Origin of the sequence: Cryobacterium tagatosivorans, from assembly GCF_004402215.1 — a bacterium.
Taxonomy (GTDB): Bacteria; Actinomycetota; Actinomycetes; order Actinomycetales; family Microbacteriaceae; genus Cryobacterium; species Cryobacterium tagatosivorans.
Genome location: NZ_SOEZ01000054.1, coordinates 38,526 through 61,634, shown reverse-complemented (window position 1 = coordinate 61,634; position 23,109 = coordinate 38,526). Strand labels below are relative to the sequence as shown.

Here is a 23,109-nt window from a genome sequence, read left to right as displayed (position 1 = left end):
CATGGCGACAGTGAGTCACAGCGCAGCCGCGTCCCATGTTGGCAAGATCCGGTCCAACAACCAGGACTCCGGCTATGCCGGCCGCGCGCTGTTCATTGTCGCCGACGGGATGGGCGGCCACGCCGGCGGCGACGTCGCCTCCGCCATCGCCACGAAACGCGTCATCGAGGCGGACAAGCCCTACCAGTCCGCCGCGGAAGCGGAATTCGCCCTGCAGGCGGCGCTCATCGCGGCCAACTCACAGATCGCCGAGACGGTGTTCGAGCACGCCGAACTCACCGGGATGGGCACGACCGTCAGCGCGCTCGTCGTGCTCGACGACCAGGTCGCGATCGCCCACATCGGCGACTCCCGCATCTACCTGCTGCGGGACGGCGAACTGTCGCAGATCACGATCGACCACACCTTCGTGCAGCGCCTCGTCGACAGCGGCCGGATCACCGAGCAGGAGGCCATGGTGCATCCGCGTCGCTCGGTGCTCATGCGGGTGCTCGGCGACGTCGAGTCCGCGCCGGAGGTCGACACCTCCATCCTCGCCACCCGCACCGGCGACCGCTGGCTGCTCTGCTCCGACGGGCTGACCGGCGTCGTGTCCCACTCGTCGATCGGCGCCGCCCTGTCCAGCGGCGCGGATGCCCAGGCCGTCGCCGACCGGCTGGTCAAGGAAAGCCTCGACGGCGGCGCCCCCGACAACGTCACGATCGTCATCGTCGACATCGGGCCGGAGGACGAGCGCACCGACGCCCCGGTCGTGGTGGGCTCGGCGGCCGGGGCGCTCGCGTTCGGTGAGGAACCGGCCAGGGGCCGGGCGCTGCGTCTGCCCGCCCTGCGCCTGCACCCCGTGCGCGAGACCCACTTCGAACCGGACTCGCAGGATTACCTGTCCGAACTGATCGAGGAAGACGAACGGCGAGCACGCCGGCGCAAGATCACCTGGCTGACCGCGATCATCCTGCTTATCGTCGCGATCGGCGGTGCCGCCCTCCTCGGCTACCAGTGGACCCAGACCCGGTACTTCGTCGGCGTCGAGGGCAGCACCGTCGCCATCTACCGGGGCGTCAACCAGGACCTCGGCCCGATCCAGCTCTCCAGCGTCTACGAAGACACCAACCTCGAAATCTCCGAACTCCGGGTCTATGACCGGGAACAGGTCGAGGAAACCATCAGCGCATCCTCCCTCGAGGACGCGAAACTCATCGTCGAACGGCTCCAAAATGCCAGCAACAAGTAACCCGGCGGCCCCGGCGGACACGTCCGCGCGGCGGTCGCAACCGCGGACGGGCGCATTCAAGCGCCTGCACCTCCCGCAGAAGCTGCGCAACCTCGAACTCTTCCTGCTGATCATCGCCTGCGCGATCAACGGGGCCGCGGTGGTGCTCGTGCAGCTCGGCGCGCTCGGCCGGATCGACACCTCGCTCGTGCTGTTCGGCGCCGGGCTGTCCGTCCTCGTCTTCGCGCTGCACATCGTGCTGCGCATCGTCGCGACCCAGGCCGACCCGTTCATTCTCCCGATCGTCACCCTGCTCAACGGCATCGGGATCGCGATGATCTACCGCATCGACGTGGCCAACCACCAGAGCGGCATCGACAGCGCCTCGGTGCGGCAGACCATCTGGAGTGCGCTGGCGATCGCCTGCGCGATCGCCGTGCTGCTGGTCATCCGCAACCACCGCGTGCTCTTCCGGTACACCTACATCGCCGGGTTCGCCGCCGTGGTCCTGCTCCTGCTACCCCTCGTTCCCGGCCTCGGCCGGGAGGTCAGCGGCGCCCGCGTCTGGATCGGCATCGGCTCGTTCGCCACCTTCCAGCCGGGTGAAATCGCCAAGATCGCCCTCGCGATCTTCTTCGCCGGCTACCTCGTGCGCAACCGGGACAGCCTGTCCATGGTCGGCAAGCGGTTCCTCGGCATGCACTTCCCCCGCCTGCGCGACCTCGGCCCGATCCTCGTGGTCTGGGCCCTGTCGATGTCGGTCATCATCTTCCAGCACGACCTCGGCACCGCGCTGCTCTACTTCGGCCTCTTCCTCGTCATGCTCTACCTCGCCACCGCGCGGCTCAGCTGGGTCATCCTCGGCCTGGCCCTGTTCATCGGCGGCGCGGTCATCGCCAGCCAGACCCTCAGCTACGTCAACGGCCGCTTCACCAACTGGCTCGACGCGATGAACCCGGATGTCTACGCCGCGCCCGGCGGCAGCTACCAGCTGGTGCAGGGCCTGTTCGGGCTCGCCAAGGGCGGCCTGATCGGCACCGGCCTCGGCCAGGGTCGACCCGACATCACCCCGGTTCCGCAGAGCGACTACATCATCGCCAGCCTCGGCGAAGAGCTCGGCCTCGCCGGCCTGTTCGCGATCCTCGCCCTGTACCTGCTCTTCGTCGCCCGCGGTTTCCGCATCGGCTTCGCCGGCCAGGACGACTTCGGCAAGCTGCTCGGCGTGGGCCTCGCCTTCGTCGTCGCCCTGCAGTGCTTCATCGTCATCGGCGGTGTCACCCGCATCATCCCGCTCACCGGCCTGACCACCCCGTTCCTGGCCGCCGGCGGGTCCTCCCTCGTCGCCAACTGGATCATCGCGGCGCTCCTGCTCCGCCTGTCCGACACGGTGCGCAACCAACCCAGGCTGGTGGTCTGATGAATCGCGAACTCAAGCGCGTGAGCCTTGTTGTGCTGCTCATGTTCATCGCCCTGCTCACGTCGACCACGGTGGTGCAGGCCTTCCAGGCCGACAACCTCGCCGCGGACGCCCGCAACACCCGCACGCTCTACGACAGCTTCCAGGTTGAACGCGGCGCCATCCTCGTCGACGGCAAGCCCGTCGCCGAGTCGGTGCCGGTCGACGACGACTACAAATTCCTCCGCACCTACAGCAACGGTCCGCTGTACGCGCCGGTGACCGGGTTCATCCCGATCAACGGCTCGCCGACGGGCCTGGAGCACTCCCTCAACGCGGAACTCACCGGCACGTCCAACTCGCAGTTCTTCGACAAGCTCAGCTCGATCATCACCGGGCAGAAGCCCCGCGGCGCGGCCGTGGGCACCACGATCGACCCAGTGGCGCAGCAGGCCGCCTGGGACGCCCTCGGCGACCTGACCGGGGCGGTCGTCGTGACCGAACCGAAGACCGGCCGCATCCTCGCCATGGTCTCCAAGCCCGGCTACGACCCCAACACGCTCGCCGTGCACGACAACAAGCAGGTCACCGAGACCTACCAGGCGCTGCTCGACGACCCCAAGGATCCGCTGTTCAACCGGGCGATCGGCGGCGACCTCAACCCTCCGGGCTCCGTGTTCAAGCTCGTGGTGACGGCCGCCGCGCTCGAGTCCGGCAAGTACACCCCCGAAAGCACGTTCCCCAACCCCGCGGCGCTCACCCTGCCGGGCTCCACGGCCGTGGTCACGAACTCCAGCCGGGGCACCTGCGGCGGCGGCGCCACCGTCACCCTGGCCACGGCGCTGCGGCTTTCCTGCAACATCCCGTTTGCCGAACTGGGACTGCAGCTGGGCGACGAGGCGATTCGCCAGATGGCCGAGAAGTTCGGCTTCAACTCCACCCACGCGATCCCGATGTCTGTCGCCGAGAGCGTCTACCCCCGCAACCTGGACAAGGCGCAGACGGCCCTGTCCGCCTTCGGCCAGTACGACGTGCGCGCGACCCCGATGCAGATGGCGATCGTCTCGGCCACCATCGCCAACGGCGGCGTCGCGATGGCACCCAACCTCGTCGACGAGATCCTGGCCCCGAACCTGAGCCCGCTGGAGAGTTTCCAGGCGAAGGAGATGGCCACGGTTATCAGCCCCGAAACGGCCGCGACCATGACCCAAATGATGGTCAACGGAGTCAATGACGGCGCCGCGAGCAATGCAAGAATAGACGGGGTTGACGTGGCCGGAAAGACGGGAACCGCACAGAACGGCAAGGACCTGCCGTACACCCTGTGGTTCACTGGATTTGCACCCGCGGAAGACCCGCAGTTTGCCATCACTGTCCTGATCGAGGATGGCGGGGGGCTCGGCCAGGCAGGGTACGGCAATCTCCTTGCCGCACCGGTTGCACAAAAGGTACTAGAGGCGGTGTTGGAGAAATGAGACCCACAGCAGGGCTCACCTTCGGGGGACGATACGAGCTGCAGTCCAGGATCGCCATCGGCGGCATGGGCGAGGTGTGGCAGTCCACCGACCTCGTCATCGGCCGCACCGTGGCGATCAAAATCCTCAAGGACGAATACCTCGGCGACCCGGGCTTCCTCGAACGTTTCCGCGCCGAGGCCCGTCACGCCGCGCTGGTCAACCACGAGGGCATCGCCAACGTCTTCGACTACGGGGAAGAGGAAGGCAGCGCCTTCCTGGTCATGGAGCTCGTCCCCGGCGAGGCCCTCTCCACCATCCTCGAACGCGAGCATGTGCTGTCCACCGACAAGGTGCTCGACATCGTCGCCCAGACCGCGGCGGCGTTGCACGCCGCGCACGCCGCCGGGCTGGTGCACCGCGACATCAAGCCGGGCAACCTGCTGATCACCCCGGACGGCCGCGTCAAGATCACCGACTTCGGCATCGCCCGGATCGCCGACCAGGTTCCGCTCACCGCGACCGGCCAGGTCATGGGCACCGTGCAGTACCTCTCCCCGGAGCAGGCCAGCGGCAAGTCGGCCTCGCCGACCACCGACATCTACTCCCTCGGCATCGTCGCCTACGAAAGCCTCGCCGGCCGCCGCCCGTTCACGGGCGAGTCGCAGGTGGCCATCGCCATGGCCCAGATCAACGAGACCGCGCCCGACCTGCCGACCACCGTGTCCGAGCCGGTGCGCAACCTTGTCATTTCCTGCCTGGCCAAGAACCCCGCCGACCGGCCGGCCTCCGCCGCGCACCTGGCCCGCGCCGCGACGGCGCTGCGCCGGGGGGATGTCGCGGCCGCCGCGGCATCCGTGCCCGCCGTCATGGCCGGGATCACGCCGACCTCGGCGACCATGCTCATGCCCGGTGCCGGATCCGACCAGGCCACGACCGTGCTTCCGACGACGGGAGCGCCCGGAACCCGAGCGGAAGCCGCCGCCGCGGCGGCCGCGACGAAGAAGGAGAAGCGCAGCCCGTGGACGTGGCCGCTCATCGCCCTCATCGCGCTGCTGGCCATCGTGCTCACCGGAACGCTGATCGCCCTGTTCACGCAGGGCAATGACACCCCGCCGGCGACGCCCACGTCGACGTCGAGCAGCCCGAAGCCGACGCCGAGCAAGACGCCGACGCCCACGCCGACGCCCACGAGCACCGCCGTCAGCGTGCTGTCGAAGGACTTCGTCGGCCTGACCAGCGCCGAGGCACGCGACAAGCTCGTCGGCCTGGGCCTCGTCGCCGACATGGTTGCCGGGAACATCGCCGACGCCCCGGACAAGGTCGACCGGGTCTACGACGTCAACCCCACCGGGACGGTGCAGAAGGGCACGAAGATCACGGTCAAGTACTACGTCGCGGCCCCCTCGCCGGATGCGCCGACCACCGCGCCGACCGTTGCCCCGGCGACGGCCGTGGCCGGCACCGACGTGGTCGTGACCTGGACGGCCCAGTCCTGCCCCAGCGGCCAGACCCTGACCGGCTATGAGGTGCTCGTCGAAGGAACCGGCGCGACCTCACCGGCTCCGTCCGCGCCGGACGCCACCACGGCGACCATCACAACGGGTCCGGGTGCGGGCACGTTCACCGTGAAGTTCCGCTACCTCTGCGGTGGGTTCCCGTCCGAGTACTCCACGGCGTCGAACAAGGTGGACGTCACGGCCGCGCCGTAGCGCGTGCGCGGTGCGGGTAACATAGGCGGGATTGTGTTCGGGAGCTGGGAGTGCTGCATTGACTGAGGTTGGCCGTTTGCTCGCTGGACGCTACCGCGTAGGCGCGCTCATCGGCCGCGGCGGTATGGCGGATGTGCACGTCGGCACGGATTCGCGCCTCGGGCGCACCGTGGCGATCAAGCTCCTCAAGTCGACCCTGGCCACCGACCCCGCGTTCCGCACCCGCTTCCGGCAGGAGGCCCAGGCCGCCGCCCGGATGGCCCACCCCACCATCGTGCGCGTCTTCGACGCCGGGGAGGAGACGGTGACCGAGCCGGGCGGCCACGAGGCCCAGGTTCCGTTCATCGTCATGGAGCACGTGGACGGGCGCCTGCTCAAGGACATCATCCGCGAGGGCCCGGTCGAATCCGCCGAGGCCGTGCGCATCATCGAGGGCGTCCTCACGGCGCTCGAGTACTCGCACCGGGCCGGCGTGGTGCACCGCGACATCAAGCCAGGCAACATCATGATCACCAGGACCGGCCAGGTCAAGGTGATGGACTTCGGCATTGCCCGGGCTATCTCCAGCTCGGCGACCACTGTCGCCCAGACCACGGCGATCCTCGGCACGGCCGCCTACTTCTCCCCGGAGCAGGCCAAGGGCGAATCGGTCGACGCCCGGACCGACCTGTACTCCACCGGCGTCGTCCTGTTCGAGATGCTCACCGGACGACCGCCGTTCCATGGCGACACCCCCGTCGCCGTCGCGTACCAGCACGTCAGCGAGATCCCGGTCAAGCCGAGCTCGGTCAACCCGAAGGTCTCGCCGGCCCTCGACGCCGTCGTGCTGCGCGCGCTGGCCAAGGACCGTTTCGCCCGGTACCAGAGCGCCGTCGAGTTCCGCACGGATGTCGAAACCGCCGCCGCCGGGCACGTCCCGGTCCACCGGCCGCTCGACGAGACGGCCGCCGGCCTGTTCGGCCCGGCGCCGGTCGTCGCCTCCAGCTCGGAGCTGGCCCTCAAGCAGCTCGCCGAGGACCAGACGATGGTGCGCACCCAGCGCCGCCCGCCGGTCAGCTGGATCTGGGCCGGAATCGTCGCCGTGATCGTCATCGTGATCTCGGTGATGTTCTGGGTGTTCAGCCTCACGCCCAGCGCCGACATCCCGGACAGCTCGCGCAAGGTGCCCGCCCTGGCCGGGCAGGACTACGACGCGGCGCAGAACACGCTGCTCGACCTGGATCTGGCCGCCACGAAGGCCGAGGAGGCCAGCGCCACCGTTCCGAAGGACGAGGTCATTCGCACCGACCCGCCCGCCGGCACAATCGTCCAGCCGGCCGAGGTGATCAAGGTCTACGTATCGACGGGCGCCCAGCCAGTCGAGATCCCGGATGTCACCAACCAGGCCGTCGAGGCCGCGGAAGCCGCCATCAAGGCGGCCGGGCTCGAATCAGGCTCGGTCACCAAGGAGAATTCGCCGACGGTGGCCGCCGGCATCGTGCTGAACACCGACCCCGAAGCCGAGAGCACGGTCCAGGCCGGCTCCACGGTCAACTATGTCGTCTCCAGCGGACTCGTGACGCTCATGGACCTCACCGGCCAGTCGCTCAGCGCGGCGAGCGACCTGCTCACCTCACAGGACCTTCAGCTGGTGCCCGTCCCGACGCCGGACAAGACCTGCGCCCAGGAGGATGGCTCCCCGGTCATCAAGCAGTCCCTGGCCGCCGGTGACGTGCCCCAGAAGTCCGAGGTCGCGCTCACCTACTGCGCCGGCTAAACTCCCGCGAAACCGCAGTTGTGCGCGTTAAACCTGCTGTTTAGCGCGCACAACTGCGGTTTCGCGGGATGTGCGGGGCGGGGGAGAGGCGCGGAGGCGCGCGGAGGGGTCAGCTGAGCTTGACGAGCGGGGTGAGGCCCTTGGCGGTCTCGCGGGCCTCAGGCAGGCCGGCGAGGGCCAGCCAGTTGCCGATCATCCGGTAGCCACCCTCGGTCAGCACGGACTCGGGGTGGAACTGCACGCCGAAGATCGGCGCCGACTCGTGCCGCAGTCCCATGATCACGCCGCCCTGCGTGCGCGAGGTGACGATGAGCTCGGGCGGCACCGTCGAATCGACCACGGCGAGCGAGTGGTACCGGGTCGCCGTGAACGGCTGCGGAACTCCCTCGTAGAAGTCGCTGTCATCGTGCGTGATCAGCGACGTCTTGCCGTGCATGAGCTCGTCGGCATTGGTCACCGTGGCCCCGAAGGCCTCAGCGATCGCCTGGTGGCCCAGGCAGACCCCGAGCAGGGGCGTGCCGGACGCGAACGCGGCCTCGACAATCGGGATGGAGACGCCCGCGTTGGACGGCTTCCCGGGCCCGGGCGAGACGAGCACGCCGTCGAAGTGGGAGAGCCGCTCGGCCGCCTCCGACGCGTCGAACGCGTCGTTTCGCAGCACCTCTGTCTCCGCGCCGAGCTCCATCAGGTACCCGTTGAGGGTGTAAACGAAACTGTCGTAGTTGTCGAGGACAAGAATGCGGGTCATCAGCCGCCCACCGTCGCTTCCTGGTTGTTGATGACCGCCTCCGCCACGGCGGGCAGGGCGGCAGGCTCTGCCGATTCGGTCATGATGCAATTCTAATCGGGCCCCCGCCGCGCATTCCCCGAACGGCGGAGCTGGGCCCGCCCAGCCGGTGACGATAGAATCTCAGGCATGGCTCGCACAAACCCCCGCACCAAGCCCGCACGCGACGTGGTTACCCGCTCCGAAGACGCCCCGAACCCGGTCTGGTTCAAGCCGGTCATGTTCGGCTTCATGCTCCTCGGCCTCGCCTGGATCATCGTCTTCTACGTGAGCCAGGGCGGATTCCCGGTGCCGGCGCTCGGCTCGTGGAACATCCTGGTCGGCTTCGGGATCGCCTTCATCGGCTTCCTGATGACCACTCGCTGGCGCTGACTGTCCCCATTTTTGCGGACCAATTACACCGGTGTAATTATCCCCATGTGGAAAGTCCTGTGGATAACTTTTCCGCGGGCCTCTAGGCCAGTAGTTTCACGCAGCTGAGGGCGATCAGGACCGCGGCGAAGAGCACGACCAGCGCGATCTGCAGTTTTGCCTGGGAGCGCTGCCGGGTCTGCACGAAGATCAGTCCCAGGATCGCGCCGCCGACCAGGCCGCCGAGGTGCGCCTGCCAGGCGATGTTGACCCCCGGCAGGAACCCGATGACGAAGTTGATGCCCAGGAGCACCAGCAGTTGCGTGGTGTTGCCGCCGAGGCGGCGCTGGATGACGAGCATGGCGCCCACCAGCCCGAAGATGGCCCCGGATGCCCCCACGACGCCGACGCGCGGGTCGGCGAGGAACAGCACCCCCAGGGACCCGGCCAGCCCGCCGAGCAGGTAGAGCACGAGGAAGCGCCAGCGTCCGAGCATCGCCTCCAGCTGCGGGCCGAAGATCCACAGCATGTACATGTTCAGCAGGACATGGAAGATGAAGCCGGTCGAGTGCAGGAAGACGCTGGTGAGCATCCGCCAGGGCTCGAAGAAGCCCGGGTAGGAGAAGATCCCGGCGTAGAAGAACCGGTCGGTGAGGCCCAGGCCCGGAATGAGCTGCAGCACGAAGACGAAGAGCGTGACGCCGATCAGGCTGTACATGACGACCGGGGCACCGCTGCCCGTCAGCCGGGTCAACACGGCCGGCTTCGTGCGCGGGGCGTTGCGGCGCTGCTCCTTCATGCACTCGGGGCAGACCACGCCCACGGCGGCCTGGGTCTGGCACTCGGGGCAGATCGTGCGCCCGCAGCGCTGGCAGAGGATGAAACTCTGCCTGCCCGGATGCCGGTAGCAGTAGTTCGCGGCGGGTCCGGGCAGGTCGGTCATCTGGGGTGGTGCCTAGACCTGTTCGACGGTGACGCTCTCGATGAGAACATCGGAGAGCGGGCGGTCGCGGCCATCGGTGGGGACCGTGGCCAGCTTCTCGACGATGGCGCGGGAATCGGCGTCCTCGACGGCGCCGAAGATGGTGTGCTTGCCCTGCAGCCAGGTGGTCGGAACGACGGTGATGAAGAACTGCGAACCGTTGGTGCCGCGGCCGCCCTGGATGCCCGCGTTCGCCATGGCGAGCACGTAGGGCTGGGTGAAGTCGAGCTCCGGGTTGATTTCATCGTCGAACTGGTAACCGGGTCCACCGGTGCCCTGGCCCAGCGGGTCGCCGGCCTGGATCATGAAGTCCTTGATAATGCGGTGGAAGACGGTGCCGTCATAGAGAGGGGTCTTCGAGGTCTGGCCGGTGGCCGGGTGCTTCCATTCGATCTCGCCGGTGGCGAGGCCGACGAAGTTCTTGACCGTCTTCGGCGCGTGATTGCCGTAGAGGTTAACCTTGATCGGTCCGAGGGTCGTGTTCAGGGTGGCGACTGCGGTGTGCTTAGACATAACGGCAATTCTTGCACAGCACTATAAGCGTCTCCTGACGCGGATCCGATACCCAGAGCGCTCCCAGCCGATTCAGTGGCAAGATGGGTGTGTTCGCCACACGACATCGATGGAGGGTCCAGATGAGCCTGTCACGCAAGCGCCGCAAGGAACTTGACCGGCTGCGCAAGAGCGCAGACGAACTGTGGAACCACCAGCAAGAGGTTCTCGACCGCGCGAATGAGATCGCACGCGAGGCCGCACGCCAGGCGGGGAGCCTGACTCGCGAGGAAGTCGTCCCCCGCGTGCGCGAGGGATACGAACACTACCTGCGCCCCGGGGTTCACGCCGGCCAGGAAGTAGCGGAAGGCGTTCGCCGCCGCCTGGTCGAGGACGTGCTGCCCGGCATCGGCACCGCCATCGGCACGGTCATGTCGGTCGGGGACGTGGCGAAGGATGCCCGGGTGCGCGCCGCGATGAACCGGATCCGCTTCCAGAAGCCCGTGGTCGCCCCGAAGCAGGGCCTGGGCGCCGGCACGTACATTGCCATCGGCGTCGGCCTGGCCGCCGCAGCCGGCGTCGCGTACGCCGTCTGGCAGACGTTCCGTGCCGACGACGAGCTCTGGGTTGCCGCGGACGAGCCCGAACGGGTGCCGAACGAGGACTAACCCTCCGAAGCTTGACCAGGGCCCGTATCTTCCGGATACGGGCCCTGGTTCGTTAACCGCCCGATTCGCCGGTTCCCGGTTAATAGAGGAAAGCCCCGCCCCGGAAATACGGGGGCGGGGCTTTCTATCTTGTGGAGCCACGGGGAATCGAACCCCGGACCTCCTGCTTGCAAAGCAGGCGCTCTACCAATTGAGCTATGGCCCCGCGAATCTGAGGTGACTAGTCACCTTGAGGACGCACGTGGGGATACCGGGATTTGAACCTGGGACCTCTTCATTATCAGTGAAGCGCTCTAACCAACTGAGCTATATCCCCCTATTGGGCAGATTTGAGACTACCGGAACCAGCCGGTTTCTCCCAATCGAGAGGGGAGAAATCCGACTGGTTCCACGTGAAACTGTGTTTCTGGAACTAGTTGTTCGTGAAACCGACGAGCAGGCCGCCGGTCATCTTGACGCTGAGGTTGTACAGCAGGGCGAAAATGGCCCCCAGGGCCGTGGTGACGACCGTGTTGAGCACGGCCACGACAGTGGCGAAGCCCATGACGTTCCCGAGCGAGAGGATGCTCGCCAGGTCGGACGAGTCGCCGGCGATCGAGGTGTACAGGTCGTCGACCGTGTCGAAGATCATGGTCTGGTTGAGGACCGTGAAGATCAGGAACGTGGCGACGATCGTGACAATGGCCAGGCAGACCGCGACGAGGAACGACAGCTTCACGCTCGACCAGAAGTCGATGTACACCAGCTTGAGGCGCACCTGCTTCGTGGACGTCCTGCGGGTGGACTTCTTGGCAAGCTTCTCTGCGACGCTACTCATCTACTGACTCTGCTTTCTCCGAGTCGCTCTCCGGGGCGGCGTCAACCAGTTCGGCCACCAGATTGCGTTCGGTGTTCTTTGCTATGGCAATGATCCTGTCCTGCTCCGCAAATTTCGCGAAGACCACGCCCATCGTGTCGCGTCCCTTGGCGGGGACTTCAGCGACGTCAGAGCGTACCACCTTGCCGCTGGCGAGGACCACGAGCACCTCGTCGCCCTCGTCGACGATCAGGGCGCCCACCAGGTCGCCCCGGTCCTCGTTGAGCTTGGCCACCTTGATGCCGAGCCCGCCGCGGTTCTGCAGGCGGTACTGGTCCGCCGCGGTGCGCTTGGCGTAGCCGCCCTCCGTCACCACGAAGACGTAGCCGTCATCCGAGACGACGGATGCGTCGAGCAGCTTGTCCTCGCCGCGGAAGTGCATGCCGATCACGCCGGAGGTGCTGCGGCCCATCGGGCGAAGCGCCTCGTCCGTCGCGGTGAACCGGATGGACATGCCCTTGCGGGACACGAGCAGCAGGTCGGAGTCCTCGTCGACCAGCAGCGCGGACACGAGCTCGTCGCCCTCGCGCAGCTTGATCGCGATGATGCCGCCGGTGCGGTTGGTGTCGTACTCGCTGAGGGCGGTCTTCTTGATCAGGCCGTCTCGCGTGGCCAGGGTGAGGTACTGCGCCACCCCGTAGTCGCGGATGTCGAGGATCTGCGCGATCTCCTCGCCCGGCTGCAGCGCCAGCAGGTTGGCGACGTGCTGGCCCTTCGCGTCGCGGCCGGATTCGACGGCCTCGTACGCCTTGGCGCGGTAGACCCGGCCGGTGTTGGTGAAGAACAGCAGCCAGTGGTGCGTCGTGGTGACGAAGAAGTGCTCCACGACGTCATCAGCGCGGAGCTGGGCGCCCTTGACACCCTTGCCGCCGCGGTGCTGGTTGCGGTAGTTGTCGCTGCGCGTGCGCTTGATGTAGCCGCCGCGGGTGACGGTGACCACCATCTCCTCTTCGGGGATGAGGTCCTCGATCGACATGTCGCCGTCGAAGCCGAACATGATCTCGGTGCGCCGGTCGTCGCCGAACTTGGCGGTGATCTCACCGAGTTCCTCGCTGATGATCGTGCGCTGGCGCTCCGGGCTGGCCAGGATCGACTTGAACTCGGCGATCTGCAGCTCGAGTTCGGCGGCCTGGTCGATGATCTTCTGTCGTTCCAGGGCGGCCAGGCGACGCAGCTGCATGGTGAGGATCGCGTCGGCCTGGAGCTTGTCGACCTCGAGCAGGGCCATCAGTCCTTCGCGGGCGTCGTCGACGGTCGCCGAGCGGCGGATCAGCGCGATGACCTCGTCGAGGGCGTCGAGGGCCTTGAGGTAGCCGCGCAGGATGTGCGCGTCGGCCTCGGCCTTGTTCAGGCGGAACTGGGTGCGCCGAACGATGACCTCGATCTGGTGCGCTACCCAGGCGGTGATGAAGCCGTCCAGGGCGAGCGTGCGCGGGATGCCGTCGACGATGGCGAGCATGTTCGCGCCGAAGTTGTCCTGCAGCTGGGTGTGCTTGTACAGGTTGTTCAGCACGACCTTCGCGACCGCGTCGCGCTTGAGCACGATGACGAGGCGCTGGCCGGTGCGGCCGGAGGTCTCGTCACGGATGTCGGCGATGCCGGTGATCTTGGCATCCTTGACGAGGTCCGCGATCTTGATCGCGAGGTTGTCCGGGTTCACCTGGTAGGGCAGCTCGGTGATGACCAGGCAGGTGCGACCCTGGAGTTCCTCGATGTTGACCACGGCGCGCATCGTGATCGATCCGCGGCCGGTGCGGTAGGCATCCTGGATGCCCTTGATGCCGAGGATCTGGGCGCCGGTGGGGAAGTCGGGGCCCTTGATCCGCTGGATCAGGGCCTCGAGCAGCTCCTCGCGGGTTGCCTCGGGGTGCTCGAGGTACCAGAGGGCGCCGGATGCCACCTCGCGCAGGTTGTGCGGCGGGATGTTCGTGGCCATGCCGACCGCGATGCCGACCGAGCCGTTGACCAGCAGGTTCGGGAAGCGGGCGGGGAGCACGGTCGGCTCGAGCGTGCGGCCGTCGTAGTTGTCCTGGAAGTCGACGGTGTCTTCGTCGATGTCCCGCACCATCTCGAGGGCGAGCGGGGCCATCTTCGTTTCGGTGTACCGGGGGGCGGCGGCGCCGTCGTTTCCGGGGGAGCCGAAGTTGCCCTGGCCGAGGGCCAGCGGGTAGCGCAGGCTCCACGGCTGGACGAGGCGAACGAGGGCGTCGTAGATCGAGGAGTCGCCGTGCGGGTGGAACTGGCCCATCACGTCGCCGACCACGCGGGCGCACTTCGAGAACGCCTTGTCGGGGCGGTAGCCGCCGTCGAACATCGCGTAGATCACGCGGCGGTGCACCGGCTTCATGCCGTCGCGCACGTCGGGCAGGGCGCGCCCGACGATGACGCTCATCGCGTAGTCGAGGTAGGACCGCTGCATTTCCAGCTGCAGGTCGACCTGGTCGATCTTGCCGTGCTGGATCAGGTACTTGGCCGCGGCCGCGGCGTCCGCGGCCTCGACCGTGTTCTCACCGGGGGTGTCGGGGGTGTCGTTAGATGTCAAGGAAACGCACGTCCTTCGCGTTCTTTTGGATGAAGTTGCGGCGGGACTCGACGTCCTCGCCCATCAGGGTGGAGAAGATCTCATCGGCGGCGGCCGCGTCATCGAGAGTGACCTGCAGCAGCGTGCGGGACTCGGGAGCCATGGTGGTTTCCCACAGTTCCTTGTAGTCCATCTCGCCGAGACCCTTGTAGCGCTGGATGCCGTTGTCCTTGGGGATGCGCTTGCCGGCGGCGGCGCCGTCGGCAAGCAGGGCGTCCCGCTCGCGGTCGGAGTACACGTACTCGTGCGCGGAGTTGGCCCACTTGAGGCGGTACAGCGGCGGCTGGGCGAGATAGACGTAGCCGAGGTCGATCAGCGGACGCATATACCGGAACAGCAATGTAAGCAGCAGGGTCGTGATGTGCTGGCCGTCGACGTCGGCGTCGGCCATCAAAACGATCTTGTGGTACCGCACCTTATCCGGGTTGAATTCCTCGCCGATGCCGGCGCCGAACGCCGTGATCATCGCCTGGACCTCGTTGTTGCCGAGGGCCCGGTCGAGGCGCGCCTTTTCGACGTTGAGGATCTTGCCGCGGAGCGGGAGGATCGCCTGGGTCTCCGGGTTGCGTCCCTGCACGGCGGACCCGCCGGCCGAGTCACCCTCGACGATGAAGATCTCGGAGAGCGAGGGGTCCTTGCTCTGGCAGTCCTTCAGCTTGCCGGGCATGCCGCCGCCCTCGAGCAGGCCCTTGCGGCGGGCCGTTTCACGGGCCTTGCGCGCGGCCATCCGGGCGTTCGAGGCCTGGAGGGCCTTGCGAATGATCTCGCGCGCCGGGTTCGGGTTGCGGTTGAACCAGTCGGACAGCTGGTCGCCGGCGACGCGCTGCACGAAGGCCTTGGCCTCGGTGTTGCCCAGCTTGGTCTTCGTCTGGCCTTCGAACTGCGGTTCGGCGAGTTTGATCGACACGACCGCGGTCAGGCCCTCGCGCACGTCGTCGCCGGTGAGGTTGTCATCCTTTTCCTTGAGGATGCCCTTCTCCCTGGCGTACTTGTTCACCAGCGTGGTGAGCGCGGCCCGGAAACCCTCTTCGTGGGTGCCGCCCTCGTGGGTGTTGATGGTGTTCGCGTAGGTGTGCACGCTTTCGGTGTACGCGGTGGTCCACTGCATCGCCACCTCGAGCGCGATCTTGCGCTCTTTGTCTTCGAACTCGAAGGAGATGATCTCGTCGTTGACGAGGTCGGCCTTCTTGGCCCGGTTCAGGTAGGCGACGTAGTCGACGAGGCCCTGCTCGTACATGAAGGTATTGGTGACGGCGTTGCCCTCGTCGTCGGCGTGCTCCGGCCGCTCGTCGGCGAGCGTGAGGCGCAGTCCCTTGTTGAGGAAGGCCATCTGCTGGAACCGTGCGCGGAGCGTCTCGTAGTCGAACTCGATGGTCTCGAACGTTTCGGCGCTCGGCCAGAAGGTGATGGTGGTGCCGGTCTCGTCGGACGCCTCGCCCTTTTCCAGGGGAGCGTTGGGCACGCCGTTGGCGAAGCTCTGGCGCCAGACGTGTCCCTGTCGGCGCACCTCGACCTCGAGGCGGGACGACAGCGCGTTCACGACCGAGCTTCCGACTCCGTGCAGCCCGCCGGAGACGGAGTAGCCGCCGCCGCCGAACTTTCCGCCGGCGTGGAGGACCGTGAGCACGACCTCGACGGTCGAGCGGCCTTCAGCCTTGTGGATGTCGACCGGGATGCCGCGGCCGTTGTCCTCGACCCGAACGGCGCCGTCGGCGAGAATGCGGATGCCGATGGTGTCGCAGTAGCCGGCGAGGGCCTCGTCGACGGAGTTGTCGACGATCTCGTAGACCAGGTGGTGCAGCCCGCGGGGACCCGTCGAACCGATGTACATTCCGGGTCGTTTGCGTACGGCTTCAAGTCCTTCGAGAACCTGGATATCGTCTGCGCCGTATTCGTGCGCCGGCTCTGTCTTTGGTTCAACTGACATCTGAAATTGGGCTCCTGACCGTCGCACGGGCGACCATTCAGTCTACCAAACGGGGCGAGTCGTCCCGGCCACATACGGGCATCTGGCGCGCTTTATTTGCGAGGGTGACCGAATTTGGCCGGTTACCCGTAGGTATCGCGTGGACCCCGCCCTGGAATTGATCTGGGGCCCTTTTTCCAGGAGGGGGCGTTGGGTCCCTGGAAACGGATCGACGCGATGCCGGCATCCGGATATTTCACGGCGATGTGATTCATGATCTCGACGCGCATCATCCGCAGCTGCGTTGACCACGCGGTCGACTCGCAGTGCACGGTCAAAATGCCCTCGTCGATTCCGGCCGGGGTGGAGTGTTTCGCGGTCTCTTCCCCGGCCAGTTCGATCCAGGAGGCGAGGAGCTCGGACTGGGCCAGGGGGGAGTTCCAGCCGAGTTGCATGGTGAGCGAGCTGATCGCGTCGCCGAGCCCGCGGGGGTCTCGGCCGACCCCGAACGGCACGCTGGAACCGGCCTCGTCCCTGGTCCGGCGCTTGCTCCTTGATCGTTTGGCATTCGGATCGCCGAAGACGTCCTTGAAACGGAGGTAGACGCGGCCCGCTTCGCTCTGCTCAGCCATGGACGTGCTCAGCCATCGACGACCGCCCCCGCTCGAATGTGGACGGTGTGTGCCGCGAGGGCCTCCGGGACATCCTCGAATACGGCGGCCGTGATGATCACCTGTTCGAAGCCGGCAACGGCATCGGCCAGGCGCCGTCGCCGGGACTGGTCGAGTTCGGCGAACACGTCGTCGAGGATCAGGACGGGGTCACCGCTCGTGGAATCGCGCCGCAGCAGCTCGGCCGAGGCGAGCTTGAGGGCCAGGGCGAACGACCACGATTCCCCGTGGCTGGCGTACCCCTTCGCCGGCAGGGCATTGAGCATGAAGACGAGGTCGTCCCGGTGCGGACCGGCCAGGGTCAACCCGCGATCGAGTTCCTTCGGGCGCAGGTTCGCCAGCGCCGCCCGAAACAGCTCCCGGGTACCGGTGGTCGAGCCTGCCCCGGTGGTCGAGCCTATCGAGACCCGCGTCGCCGCCGTCTCGACCACCGAATCCTCATCCGCACCGAGGATGCTCAGCGTGGCAATCAACGCCGGCCCGTGGTCTTCGCCGGCAACCGACTGATACGCCGCCCGCAGCGGTTCACCGAGCAGGCGAACGAGTTCGGCGCGCTCGTCGATGATCTCCGAGCCCAGCTCGACCAGCCGGTCGTCCCAAATGTCCAGGGTGCCGAGCTGGTTCCCACGAACGCCGGATGCCCGCGCCGACTTCAACAGCGTGTTGCGCTGCTTCAGCACCCGCTCGTAGTCTGCGAGCACGCCGGAGATACGCGGCGTGCGCAGCACCAGAAGCTGGTCGAGGAACCTCCGCCTTCCGGACGGGTCGCCTCGAACCAGGGCAAGGTCCTCCGGTGCGAACAGGACGCTCGAGAAATACCGCGGAAGTTCCCGGGTCTTGATCACCGACCGGTTCACCTGCGCCCGGTTCAGCCCCGACCTGTTGATCTGCACCTCGGTGAGGATGTCCCGGCCGTTGTATTCGAGCCGCGCGCGAATGATCGCCGCGTCCTGGCCGGCACGAATCATCGCCGCGGTGGTCGATACCCGGTGCGACCCGAGCGTGCTGAGGAAGCCGAGCGCCTCGATCAGGTTCGTCTTGCCCTGGCCGTTGCGTCCCACGATCAGATTCGGTCCCGGCAGGAACGGCACATCGACCTGCGCATAGTTGCGGAAGTCGGTGAGTGACAGGTGTGTGACCCTCACGCCGGGTCAGTCTGCCTTCTTCACGGCGTGGCCGCCGAACTGGTTGCGCAGCGCGGCGACGGCCTTCATGGCGGGGGAGTCGTCCTGGCGGGACACGAAACGAGCGAAAATCGATGCGCTGATCGTTGGCACAGGGACCCCGTTGGCAATCGCTTCCTCGATCGTCCACCGGCCTTCGCCGGAATCCTCGACGTAGCCCTCGATGTCGGACAGGTCGGGATCTTCCTTGAGGGCGCGAACGAGCAGCTCCAGCATCCAGGACCGAACGACCGTTCCGCGCTGCCAGGCGGTGAAGATGGCCGGGACGTCCTGGATCAGGTCGTCGCGCTTTTCCAGGAGTTCGTATCCCTCGGCGTAGGCCTGCATGAGGGCATATTCGATGCCGTTGTGCACCATCTTCGCGTAGTGGCCCGCCCCGACGGCTCCGGCGTGAACGAAGCCTTCTTCGCGCGGTCCCTCCGGACGCAGGGCGTCGAAAATGGGCATCGCCCGCTCGACCTGGTCGGCCGCACCGCCGACCATCAGGCCGTAGCCGTTCTTCAGGCCCCAGATTCCGCCCGACACACCGGCGTCGAGATAGTGCACGCCGGTCCTTTCGAGCAGTTCCGCGTGGCGGAAGTCGTCGGTGAAGCGTGAATTGCCGCCGTCGATGACGAGATCGCCTTCGGCCAGCAGCCCGGAGAGTTCCTCAACCACCGAATCGGTGATCGCGCCGGCCGGAACCATGATCCAGACGATCCGGGGAACCGGAAGTGCCTGGATGAGGTCGGCCGTGGATGCCACGTCGGTTACGTCGGGATTGCGGTCGTACCCCGTGACCTCAAGGCCGGCTTCGCGCATCCGGCTGCGCATGTTCGCGCCCATCTTGCCGAGGCCGATGATGCCAATGTGCATGGAAAATCCTTTGACGAGAACGCGGGGCCTTAGCGCAGGAGGAGGTTGGGCTGCAGCAGGTACTTGTAGCTGTCGGCTCCCGGCTGGTCGCGCGAATTCTGGCTGGTGATGAGAACCGGGCCGGGCTTGTTCGGGTTCTCGGTCTTCGTGAACGAGATCCGCACGAACTCGGAGTGAACAGCGCCGAGGCCGTCCAGCAGGAACTGCGGCTTCAGTGAGACGACGGTCTCCGTGCCGGAGAGGATCGCATCGATCTTCTCGGAGGCCTGGGCCTGCTCGGAACCGATCGCCTCGAGGGTCAGGCCGTCGGCGGCGAAGGTGAAGCGCAGGGCCGCTTCGCGCTCGAGGACGAGCTGCACGCGCCGGGTCGCCTCGATCAGTTCGGCGGTGTTGATCACCGCGTAGTTGTCAACGGTCTCGGGGAACAAGCGCCGGACGGGCGGGAAATTGCCCTTGATCAGCAAGGACGTCACGGTCTTCTTCTCCGCCGTGAAGGCGATGAGTTCGCGGTCATCCGTGCTGGTGATGGCCACCGAGATGGTGCCGCTGTGGCCGAACGTCTTGCCGACCTCCTGCAGGGTGCGGGCCGGGACCAGCGCGGTGATCGTGCCCTGGCCTTCGTTTGAGCCGCGGTCCCAGTCGATTTCACGCACGGCGACGCGGTAGCGGTCCGTGGCCACCAGGCTCAGGCTGTTCTCGGTTATTTCGAGTTGGACCCCCGTGATCACGGGGGTGACATCGTCACGGGAGGCGGCGACGGCGACCTGGCCGACGGCCATGGCGAATTCTTCGGCGGGAACGAGGCCGGACTGGGCGCCAACCTGAGGAATGCTGGGATATTCCTCGACCGGCATGGACAGGAGCGTGAAGTTCGCCGAGCCGCAGCTGACCGAAATGCGCGACTCATTGGTCGAGAACCGAACCGGGGCGTTGGGCATCCGGCTGGCGATCTCGGCCAGCAGCCGGCCGGAGACGAGAACCTTGCCGGTTTCTTCGACATCGGCGGCGATTTCGGTCTGGGCCGAGACTTCGTAGTCGAACGACGAGAGGATCAGCCCGGTCTCGGTCGCTTCAATCAGCACGCCACTGAGGATCGGCAGGGTGGTGCGCTGGGGGAGAAGCTTGACCGCAAACGATACAGCTTCGCTGAAAACGTCCCGGTTGGCCTGGAATCTCACGAAGTTACTCCTGTCGAAGGCGGTGGGTGGCTCAATGCTAGTCGTGTTCCGCAGCGAGCCGGTGACCAGCGCCGCTGGGCAGTAAAGGTTGTCGGATGGAGAGATATAAGAATTCTTGTTAATGGTCTTAACCGCTGTGGAAACTGTGGATAACTCTGTGGATACAGCCTGATCGTTGGGAACTACACGTTTGTAAGTTGTTAGCGGTCTGTGGGATTAAATGACAAGAAGTTGGGAGCCCCCGGAAGCCATGACAAGAGTTTTCACAGGCGGCCGTCGAGTTTCAACAGATTGAGCCCTGTTGTTCAGCGAGTTTCCACAGGAGTTTCCACAGGTGGAAACTAGAAGTATTTGTCAGTTACTTGTAGCGATGGTTCTGTTTGATGCGGTTCGTGAGCTCGGTGACCTGGTTGTAGATCGACCGGCGCTCCTTCATGAGCTCACTGATCTTCTTGTTCGCGTACATCACCGTGGTGTGGTCGCGGTTGCCGAACAGCTGGCCGATCTTGGGCAGGGAGAGGTTGGTCAGCTCCCGGCACAGGTACATGGCGATCTGCCTGGCCGTCGCCACGGCCTGGGACCGGGAGGAGCCGTAGAGGTCGTCAACGGTCAGCTTGAAGTAGTCGGCCGTGTTGGTGATGATGTCGACCGGGGCGATCACATTGTCCTCGTCGAGGGTGATCAGGTCCTTGAGCACCGTCTGCACGAGGTCCATGTCGACCGGGGTGCGGTTCAGGCTCGCGAAGGCCGTGACGCGAATGAGTGTTCCTTCGAGCTCGCGGATGTTCGAGGAGACCTTGGAGGCCATGAACTCGAGAATGTCGTCGGGGACCTGGAGCTTCTCGCTCTGGGCCTTCTTGCGCAGGATGGCGATGCGGGTCTCGAGGTCGGGAGCCTGGACATCCGTGATCAGGCCCCACTCGAAGCGCGACCTCATCCGGTCTTCGAAACCGGTCAGGTGCTTGGGCGGCAGATCGCTGGTGATGACGACCTGCTTGTTGTGGTCGTGCAGGGTGTTGAAGGTGTGGAAGAAGGCTTCCTGCGTCTCCGCCTTGCCTTGCAGGAACTGGATGTCATCGATCATCAGGATGTCGATGTTGCGGTACCGCGACTGGAAGGCAGACCCGCGGTTGTTGGCGATCGAGTTGATGAAGTCGTTCGTGAATTCCTCTGAACTGACATAACGAACGCGGATGCCCGGGTACAGGCTCATCGCGTAGTGACCGATGGCGTGCAGGAGGTGGGTCTTCCCCAGTCCACTCGAGCCGTAGATGAACAGGGGGTTGTAGGCCTTCGCGGGAGCCTCCGCGACCGCGACCGCGGCGGCATGGGCGAACCGGTTGGACTGGCCGATCACGAAGTTGTCGAAGCTGTACTTCGAATTGAGCCGGGTGTCGTGCGGCCGCTCGGGTGAGGTGGTCTCGAAGACCGACAGCGGTGCCGCCGGCGTTTCGACACTCGCTCGCGAGGCTGGCTCGTTTTGCTGCTGGTGTTGCTGGGGCCGCAACGATTCCTGCTCGAGTTCGGGATTCACCACGACGTAGAAACTGGAGACCGCGCTGGCTTCGTCGAGCTGGCCCATCGCCATCAGCAGCGGAACGCGCATGCGCTGGTTGAGCATGCTTGCCGTGAATTCGTTGGGCACCTCAAGGTAGAAGGTGCCGGCGGCGATTCCCTTGGGTTCGACCAGGGTAAGAAAGCCATAGAGCATTGGAGTGATGCTGTCGTCGGACTCCAGGGTGGTCAGCACCGACCGCCAGGTGTCCGTTATCGGCTGTTCTCCGTCTGCCATGGTTTCCTAATCTCTGAAAATTCCGCTCGGGCCGGAAGCCGCTGGGTTGGTGCTGGGTTGGTGCTGGGTTGGTGCTGGGTTGGTGCTGGGTTGGTGCTGGGTCGCACTTGTGCTTCGGACATCGCTCTGGACATCGATTTAATCGCCGAACAAAGCATCCACAAAGTTATCCACTGCCTGTGTGTAAATCCGGCCGAACTCACAGGTTTCCTGCCCGAACCTGTGGATAACTTGTCCTCACGGTAGTCAATCGCCAAGAGTCAGTCCAAATTAGCTGTGATCTTGCCGCGTGTCACTCCGAGGATTACCGGGATTCTTATGCAGAATCGGTCGTTTGGGCCTGCTGGGTTTGACCAAAACAGGGCGAGGCCGTAGTTTTAGTAGGTTGACCCCAGCCCGAGGGCTAGCTATTTTTTTTCCCGGCCATTGTCCTGGCCTGCGGATACCAACACGTGGAGATTGAGCAATGAGCAAGAGAACGTTCCAGCCGAACAACCGTCGTCGCGCGAAGGTGCACGGCTTCCGTTTGCGTATGCGCACCCGCGCCGGCCGCGCAATCCTCGGTGCCCGCCGTCGCAAGGGTCGCACCGAACTCTCCGCTTAAGCCTCCGATGCTCGCCGGGGCCAATCGCATCACGAGCGGGAGCGACTACAAAGCCGTTGTTCGACGGGGATTGCGCTTTGTCGCACCCCATACGGTCACGTACGTTCGCAAGAGCCGTGAGGATGCCCCGGCGCGTTTTGGTTTCATCGTCGCAAAGAATGTGGGTGGCGCAGTGAGCCGCAATCGCGTTCGTCGACGGCTGAAGGCGGCCGGCTACGAGATCCTGGCCTCGGTCCGACCGGGAACGGATGTCGTGGTGCGCGCTTTGCCCTCGGCGCTGGATGCAAGCTGGCCGGTTCTCCGGGCCGAACTCTCAGAGGCGCTCATCAAGGGCGGCGCCCGGCAGATGGTTGACCAGACGTGAACAGGGTGGTTGCGACTGTCCTGCTGTTTCCCCGCAATGTGGGGGTTCTCCTGCTTCGCGTGTATCGCGCGGTGATTTCGCCCCTCTACGGGGACGTCTGCCGGTACTATCCCTCGTGCTCGGCCTACGCCCTGACCGCGGTTCAGGAACACGGCCTCGTCATTGGATCGGGCCTGGCCGCCAGGCGCCTCGCCCGGTGTCATCCGTGGGCCGCCGGCGGAGTGGATGATGTCCCGCTCAAGCGCACACGTCGCTATCGCGTGACATCCTTTGGATTTGTAGTCGCACCAAGCCATGGAAAGGGCTGACC

At 65.9% G+C, this 23,109-nt stretch carries 21 protein-coding genes and 2 tRNA genes; 10 read left to right on the top strand and 13 right to left on the bottom strand.

Translation table 11 applies throughout. From position 1 onward, the window contains the following. The first annotated feature begins 1 nt into the window (after window position 1). Genes E3O23_RS10750 through pknB form a run of 5 tightly spaced genes read left to right on the top strand, consistent with a single transcriptional unit; the run spans window position 2 to window position 7,528 of the window. The gene (locus E3O23_RS10750) at window positions 2–1,231 is read left to right on the top strand and encodes a Stp1/IreP family PP2C-type Ser/Thr phosphatase (protein WP_134490880.1); all 1,230 of its coding nucleotides are present in this window, start codon (window positions 2–4) and stop codon (window positions 1,229–1,231) included. Beyond that, window positions 1,215–2,627 carry an FtsW/RodA/SpoVE family cell cycle protein gene (locus E3O23_RS10745; RefSeq protein ID WP_134490878.1) on the top strand — a complete coding sequence of 471 codons (1,413 nt, stop codon included), beginning with the start codon at window positions 1,215–1,217 and terminating at the stop codon, window positions 2,625–2,627. Before E3O23_RS10750 ends, E3O23_RS10745 begins: the two co-directional genes overlap by 17 nt. Continuing rightward, window positions 2,627–4,081 (top strand): peptidoglycan D,D-transpeptidase FtsI family protein, encoded by a 1,455-nt coding sequence (locus E3O23_RS10740; protein ID WP_134490876.1) that lies wholly within the window; start codon window positions 2,627–2,629, stop codon window positions 4,079–4,081. Before E3O23_RS10745 ends, E3O23_RS10740 begins: the two co-directional genes overlap by 1 nt. Beyond that, a complete protein-coding gene (locus tag E3O23_RS10735) occupies window positions 4,078–5,772 on the top strand; it encodes a serine/threonine-protein kinase (protein WP_134490874.1) in 1,695 nt (564 codons plus the stop codon). The genes E3O23_RS10740 and E3O23_RS10735 overlap by 4 nt, the downstream gene beginning before the upstream one ends. Window positions 5,773–5,830: 58 nt before the next feature. Beyond that, window positions 5,831–7,528, top strand: coding sequence for a Stk1 family PASTA domain-containing Ser/Thr kinase (gene pknB, locus E3O23_RS10730; RefSeq protein WP_134490872.1), 1,698 nt, complete (start codon window positions 5,831–5,833; stop codon window positions 7,526–7,528). A 109-nt stretch (window positions 7,529–7,637) separates the two neighbouring features. Here pknB and E3O23_RS10725 read toward each other — a convergent pair whose 3' ends face one another. After that, window positions 7,638–8,276, bottom strand: coding sequence for an anthranilate synthase component II (locus E3O23_RS10725; RefSeq protein ID WP_134490870.1), 639 nt, complete (start codon window positions 8,274–8,276; stop codon window positions 7,638–7,640). Window positions 8,277–8,444: 168 nt separating this feature from the next. Between E3O23_RS10725 and E3O23_RS10720 the strand changes: the two genes are divergently transcribed. After that, window positions 8,445–8,687: a cell division protein CrgA gene (locus E3O23_RS10720; protein WP_134490868.1), complete on the top strand. Its 243-nt coding sequence runs from the start codon at window positions 8,445–8,447 to the stop codon at window positions 8,685–8,687. Between the two features lie 82 nt (window positions 8,688–8,769). Here E3O23_RS10720 and E3O23_RS10715 read toward each other — a convergent pair whose 3' ends face one another. Beyond that, the gene (locus tag E3O23_RS10715) at window positions 8,770–9,609 is read right to left on the bottom strand and encodes a rhomboid family intramembrane serine protease (RefSeq protein WP_134490866.1); all 840 of its coding nucleotides are present in this window, start codon (window positions 9,607–9,609) and stop codon (window positions 8,770–8,772) included. A 12-nt stretch (window positions 9,610–9,621) separates the two neighbouring features. Further along, window positions 9,622–10,161 carry a peptidylprolyl isomerase gene (locus E3O23_RS10710; protein WP_134490864.1) on the bottom strand — a complete coding sequence of 180 codons (540 nt, stop codon included), beginning with the start codon at window positions 10,159–10,161 and terminating at the stop codon, window positions 9,622–9,624. A 122-nt stretch (window positions 10,162–10,283) separates the two neighbouring features. Between E3O23_RS10710 and E3O23_RS10705 the strand changes: the two genes are divergently transcribed. Beyond that, a complete protein-coding gene (locus E3O23_RS10705) occupies window positions 10,284–10,808 on the top strand; it encodes a hypothetical protein (protein ID WP_134490862.1) in 525 nt (174 codons plus the stop codon). A gap of 132 nt (window positions 10,809–10,940) precedes the next feature. On the opposite strand, the gene E3O23_RS10700 is transcribed toward E3O23_RS10705, so the two are convergent. The 10 genes from E3O23_RS10700 to dnaA form a co-directional block, all read right to left on the bottom strand. Further along, a tRNA-Ala gene (locus E3O23_RS10700) sits at window positions 10,941–11,013 on the bottom strand. A 37-nt stretch (window positions 11,014–11,050) separates the two neighbouring features. Beyond that, window positions 11,051–11,124: transfer RNA gene (locus E3O23_RS10695), tRNA-Ile, on the bottom strand. 96 nt (window positions 11,125–11,220) lie between these two features. Then, a complete protein-coding gene (locus E3O23_RS10690; RefSeq protein ID WP_134490860.1) occupies window positions 11,221–11,625 on the bottom strand; it encodes a DUF3566 domain-containing protein in 405 nt (134 codons plus the stop codon). Next, on the bottom strand, window positions 11,618–14,128 hold the full coding sequence (gyrA, locus tag E3O23_RS10685; RefSeq protein WP_241983448.1) for a DNA gyrase subunit A: 2,511 nt from the start codon (window positions 14,126–14,128) through the stop codon (window positions 11,618–11,620). The genes E3O23_RS10690 and gyrA overlap by 8 nt, the downstream gene beginning before the upstream one ends. A gap of 67 nt (window positions 14,129–14,195) precedes the next feature. After that, the gene (gene gyrB / locus E3O23_RS10680) at window positions 14,196–16,172 is read right to left on the bottom strand and encodes a DNA topoisomerase (ATP-hydrolyzing) subunit B (RefSeq protein ID WP_134490856.1); all 1,977 of its coding nucleotides are present in this window, start codon (window positions 16,170–16,172) and stop codon (window positions 14,196–14,198) included. 122 nt (window positions 16,173–16,294) lie between these two features. Continuing rightward, window positions 16,295–16,783 carry a DciA family protein gene (locus tag E3O23_RS10675; RefSeq protein WP_134490854.1) on the bottom strand — a complete coding sequence of 163 codons (489 nt, stop codon included), beginning with the start codon at window positions 16,781–16,783 and terminating at the stop codon, window positions 16,295–16,297. Window positions 16,784–16,791: 8 nt separating this feature from the next. After that, a complete protein-coding gene (gene recF, locus E3O23_RS10670; RefSeq protein WP_134490852.1) occupies window positions 16,792–17,967 on the bottom strand; it encodes a DNA replication/repair protein RecF in 1,176 nt (391 codons plus the stop codon). Window positions 17,968–17,973: 6 nt separating this feature from the next. Continuing rightward, window positions 17,974–18,861: a phosphogluconate dehydrogenase (NAD(+)-dependent, decarboxylating) gene (gene gnd, locus E3O23_RS10665; RefSeq protein WP_134490850.1), complete on the bottom strand. Its 888-nt coding sequence runs from the start codon at window positions 18,859–18,861 to the stop codon at window positions 17,974–17,976. A 29-nt stretch (window positions 18,862–18,890) separates the two neighbouring features. Next, window positions 18,891–20,039 carry a DNA polymerase III subunit beta gene (dnaN, locus tag E3O23_RS10660; RefSeq protein WP_134490848.1) on the bottom strand — a complete coding sequence of 383 codons (1,149 nt, stop codon included), beginning with the start codon at window positions 20,037–20,039 and terminating at the stop codon, window positions 18,891–18,893. Between the two features lie 358 nt (window positions 20,040–20,397). After that, complete coding sequence (gene dnaA / locus E3O23_RS10655) at window positions 20,398–21,750, bottom strand: chromosomal replication initiator protein DnaA (RefSeq protein WP_420897663.1); 1,353 nt, start codon at window positions 21,748–21,750, stop codon at window positions 20,398–20,400. Window positions 21,751–22,297: 547 nt separating this feature from the next. Between dnaA and rpmH the strand changes: the two genes are divergently transcribed. The 3 genes from rpmH to yidD are packed head-to-tail and all read left to right on the top strand — an operon-like array spanning window position 22,298 to window position 23,107. After that, window positions 22,298–22,435 carry a 50S ribosomal protein L34 gene (gene rpmH, locus E3O23_RS10650; RefSeq protein WP_010204566.1) on the top strand — a complete coding sequence of 46 codons (138 nt, stop codon included), beginning with the start codon at window positions 22,298–22,300 and terminating at the stop codon, window positions 22,433–22,435. 7 nt (window positions 22,436–22,442) lie between these two features. Next, window positions 22,443–22,799: a ribonuclease P protein component gene (rnpA, locus tag E3O23_RS10645; protein WP_134490844.1), complete on the top strand. Its 357-nt coding sequence runs from the start codon at window positions 22,443–22,445 to the stop codon at window positions 22,797–22,799. Next, complete coding sequence (yidD, locus tag E3O23_RS10640; RefSeq protein ID WP_134490842.1) at window positions 22,796–23,107, top strand: membrane protein insertion efficiency factor YidD; 312 nt, start codon at window positions 22,796–22,798, stop codon at window positions 23,105–23,107. Before rnpA ends, yidD begins: the two co-directional genes overlap by 4 nt. The last annotated feature ends 2 nt before the right edge of the window (window positions 23,108–23,109 follow it).

Coding starts and splice junctions, on each gene's coding strand:
- E3O23_RS10750 (WP_134490880.1), top strand. CDS start 2: ATGGCGACAGTGAGTCACAGCGCAGCCGCGTCCCATGTTGGCAAGATC.
- E3O23_RS10745 (WP_134490878.1), top strand. CDS start 1,215: ATGCCAGCAACAAGTAACCCGGCGGCCCCGGCGGACACGTCCGCGCGG.
- E3O23_RS10740 (WP_134490876.1), top strand. CDS start 2,627: ATGAATCGCGAACTCAAGCGCGTGAGCCTTGTTGTGCTGCTCATGTTC.
- E3O23_RS10735 (WP_134490874.1), top strand. CDS start 4,078: ATGAGACCCACAGCAGGGCTCACCTTCGGGGGACGATACGAGCTGCAG.
- E3O23_RS10725 (WP_134490870.1), bottom strand. CDS start 8,276: ATGACCCGCATTCTTGTCCTCGACAACTACGACAGTTTCGTTTACACC.
- E3O23_RS10720 (WP_134490868.1), top strand. CDS start 8,445: ATGGCTCGCACAAACCCCCGCACCAAGCCCGCACGCGACGTGGTTACC.
- E3O23_RS10715 (WP_134490866.1), bottom strand. CDS start 9,609: ATGACCGACCTGCCCGGACCCGCCGCGAACTACTGCTACCGGCATCCG.
- E3O23_RS10710 (WP_134490864.1), bottom strand. CDS start 10,161: ATGTCTAAGCACACCGCAGTCGCCACCCTGAACACGACCCTCGGACCG.
- E3O23_RS10705 (WP_134490862.1), top strand. CDS start 10,284: ATGAGCCTGTCACGCAAGCGCCGCAAGGAACTTGACCGGCTGCGCAAG.
- E3O23_RS10690 (WP_134490860.1), bottom strand. CDS start 11,625: ATGAGTAGCGTCGCAGAGAAGCTTGCCAAGAAGTCCACCCGCAGGACG.
- gyrB (WP_134490856.1), bottom strand. CDS start 16,172: ATGTCAGTTGAACCAAAGACAGAGCCGGCGCACGAATACGGCGCAGAC.
- E3O23_RS10675 (WP_134490854.1), bottom strand. CDS start 16,783: ATGGCTGAGCAGAGCGAAGCGGGCCGCGTCTACCTCCGTTTCAAGGAC.
- gnd (WP_134490850.1), bottom strand. CDS start 18,861: ATGCACATTGGCATCATCGGCCTCGGCAAGATGGGCGCGAACATGCGC.
- dnaA (WP_420897663.1), bottom strand. CDS start 21,750: ATGCTCTATGGCTTTCTTACCCTGGTCGAACCCAAGGGAATCGCCGCC.
- rpmH (WP_010204566.1), top strand. CDS start 22,298: ATGAGCAAGAGAACGTTCCAGCCGAACAACCGTCGTCGCGCGAAGGTG.
- rnpA (WP_134490844.1), top strand. CDS start 22,443: ATGCTCGCCGGGGCCAATCGCATCACGAGCGGGAGCGACTACAAAGCC.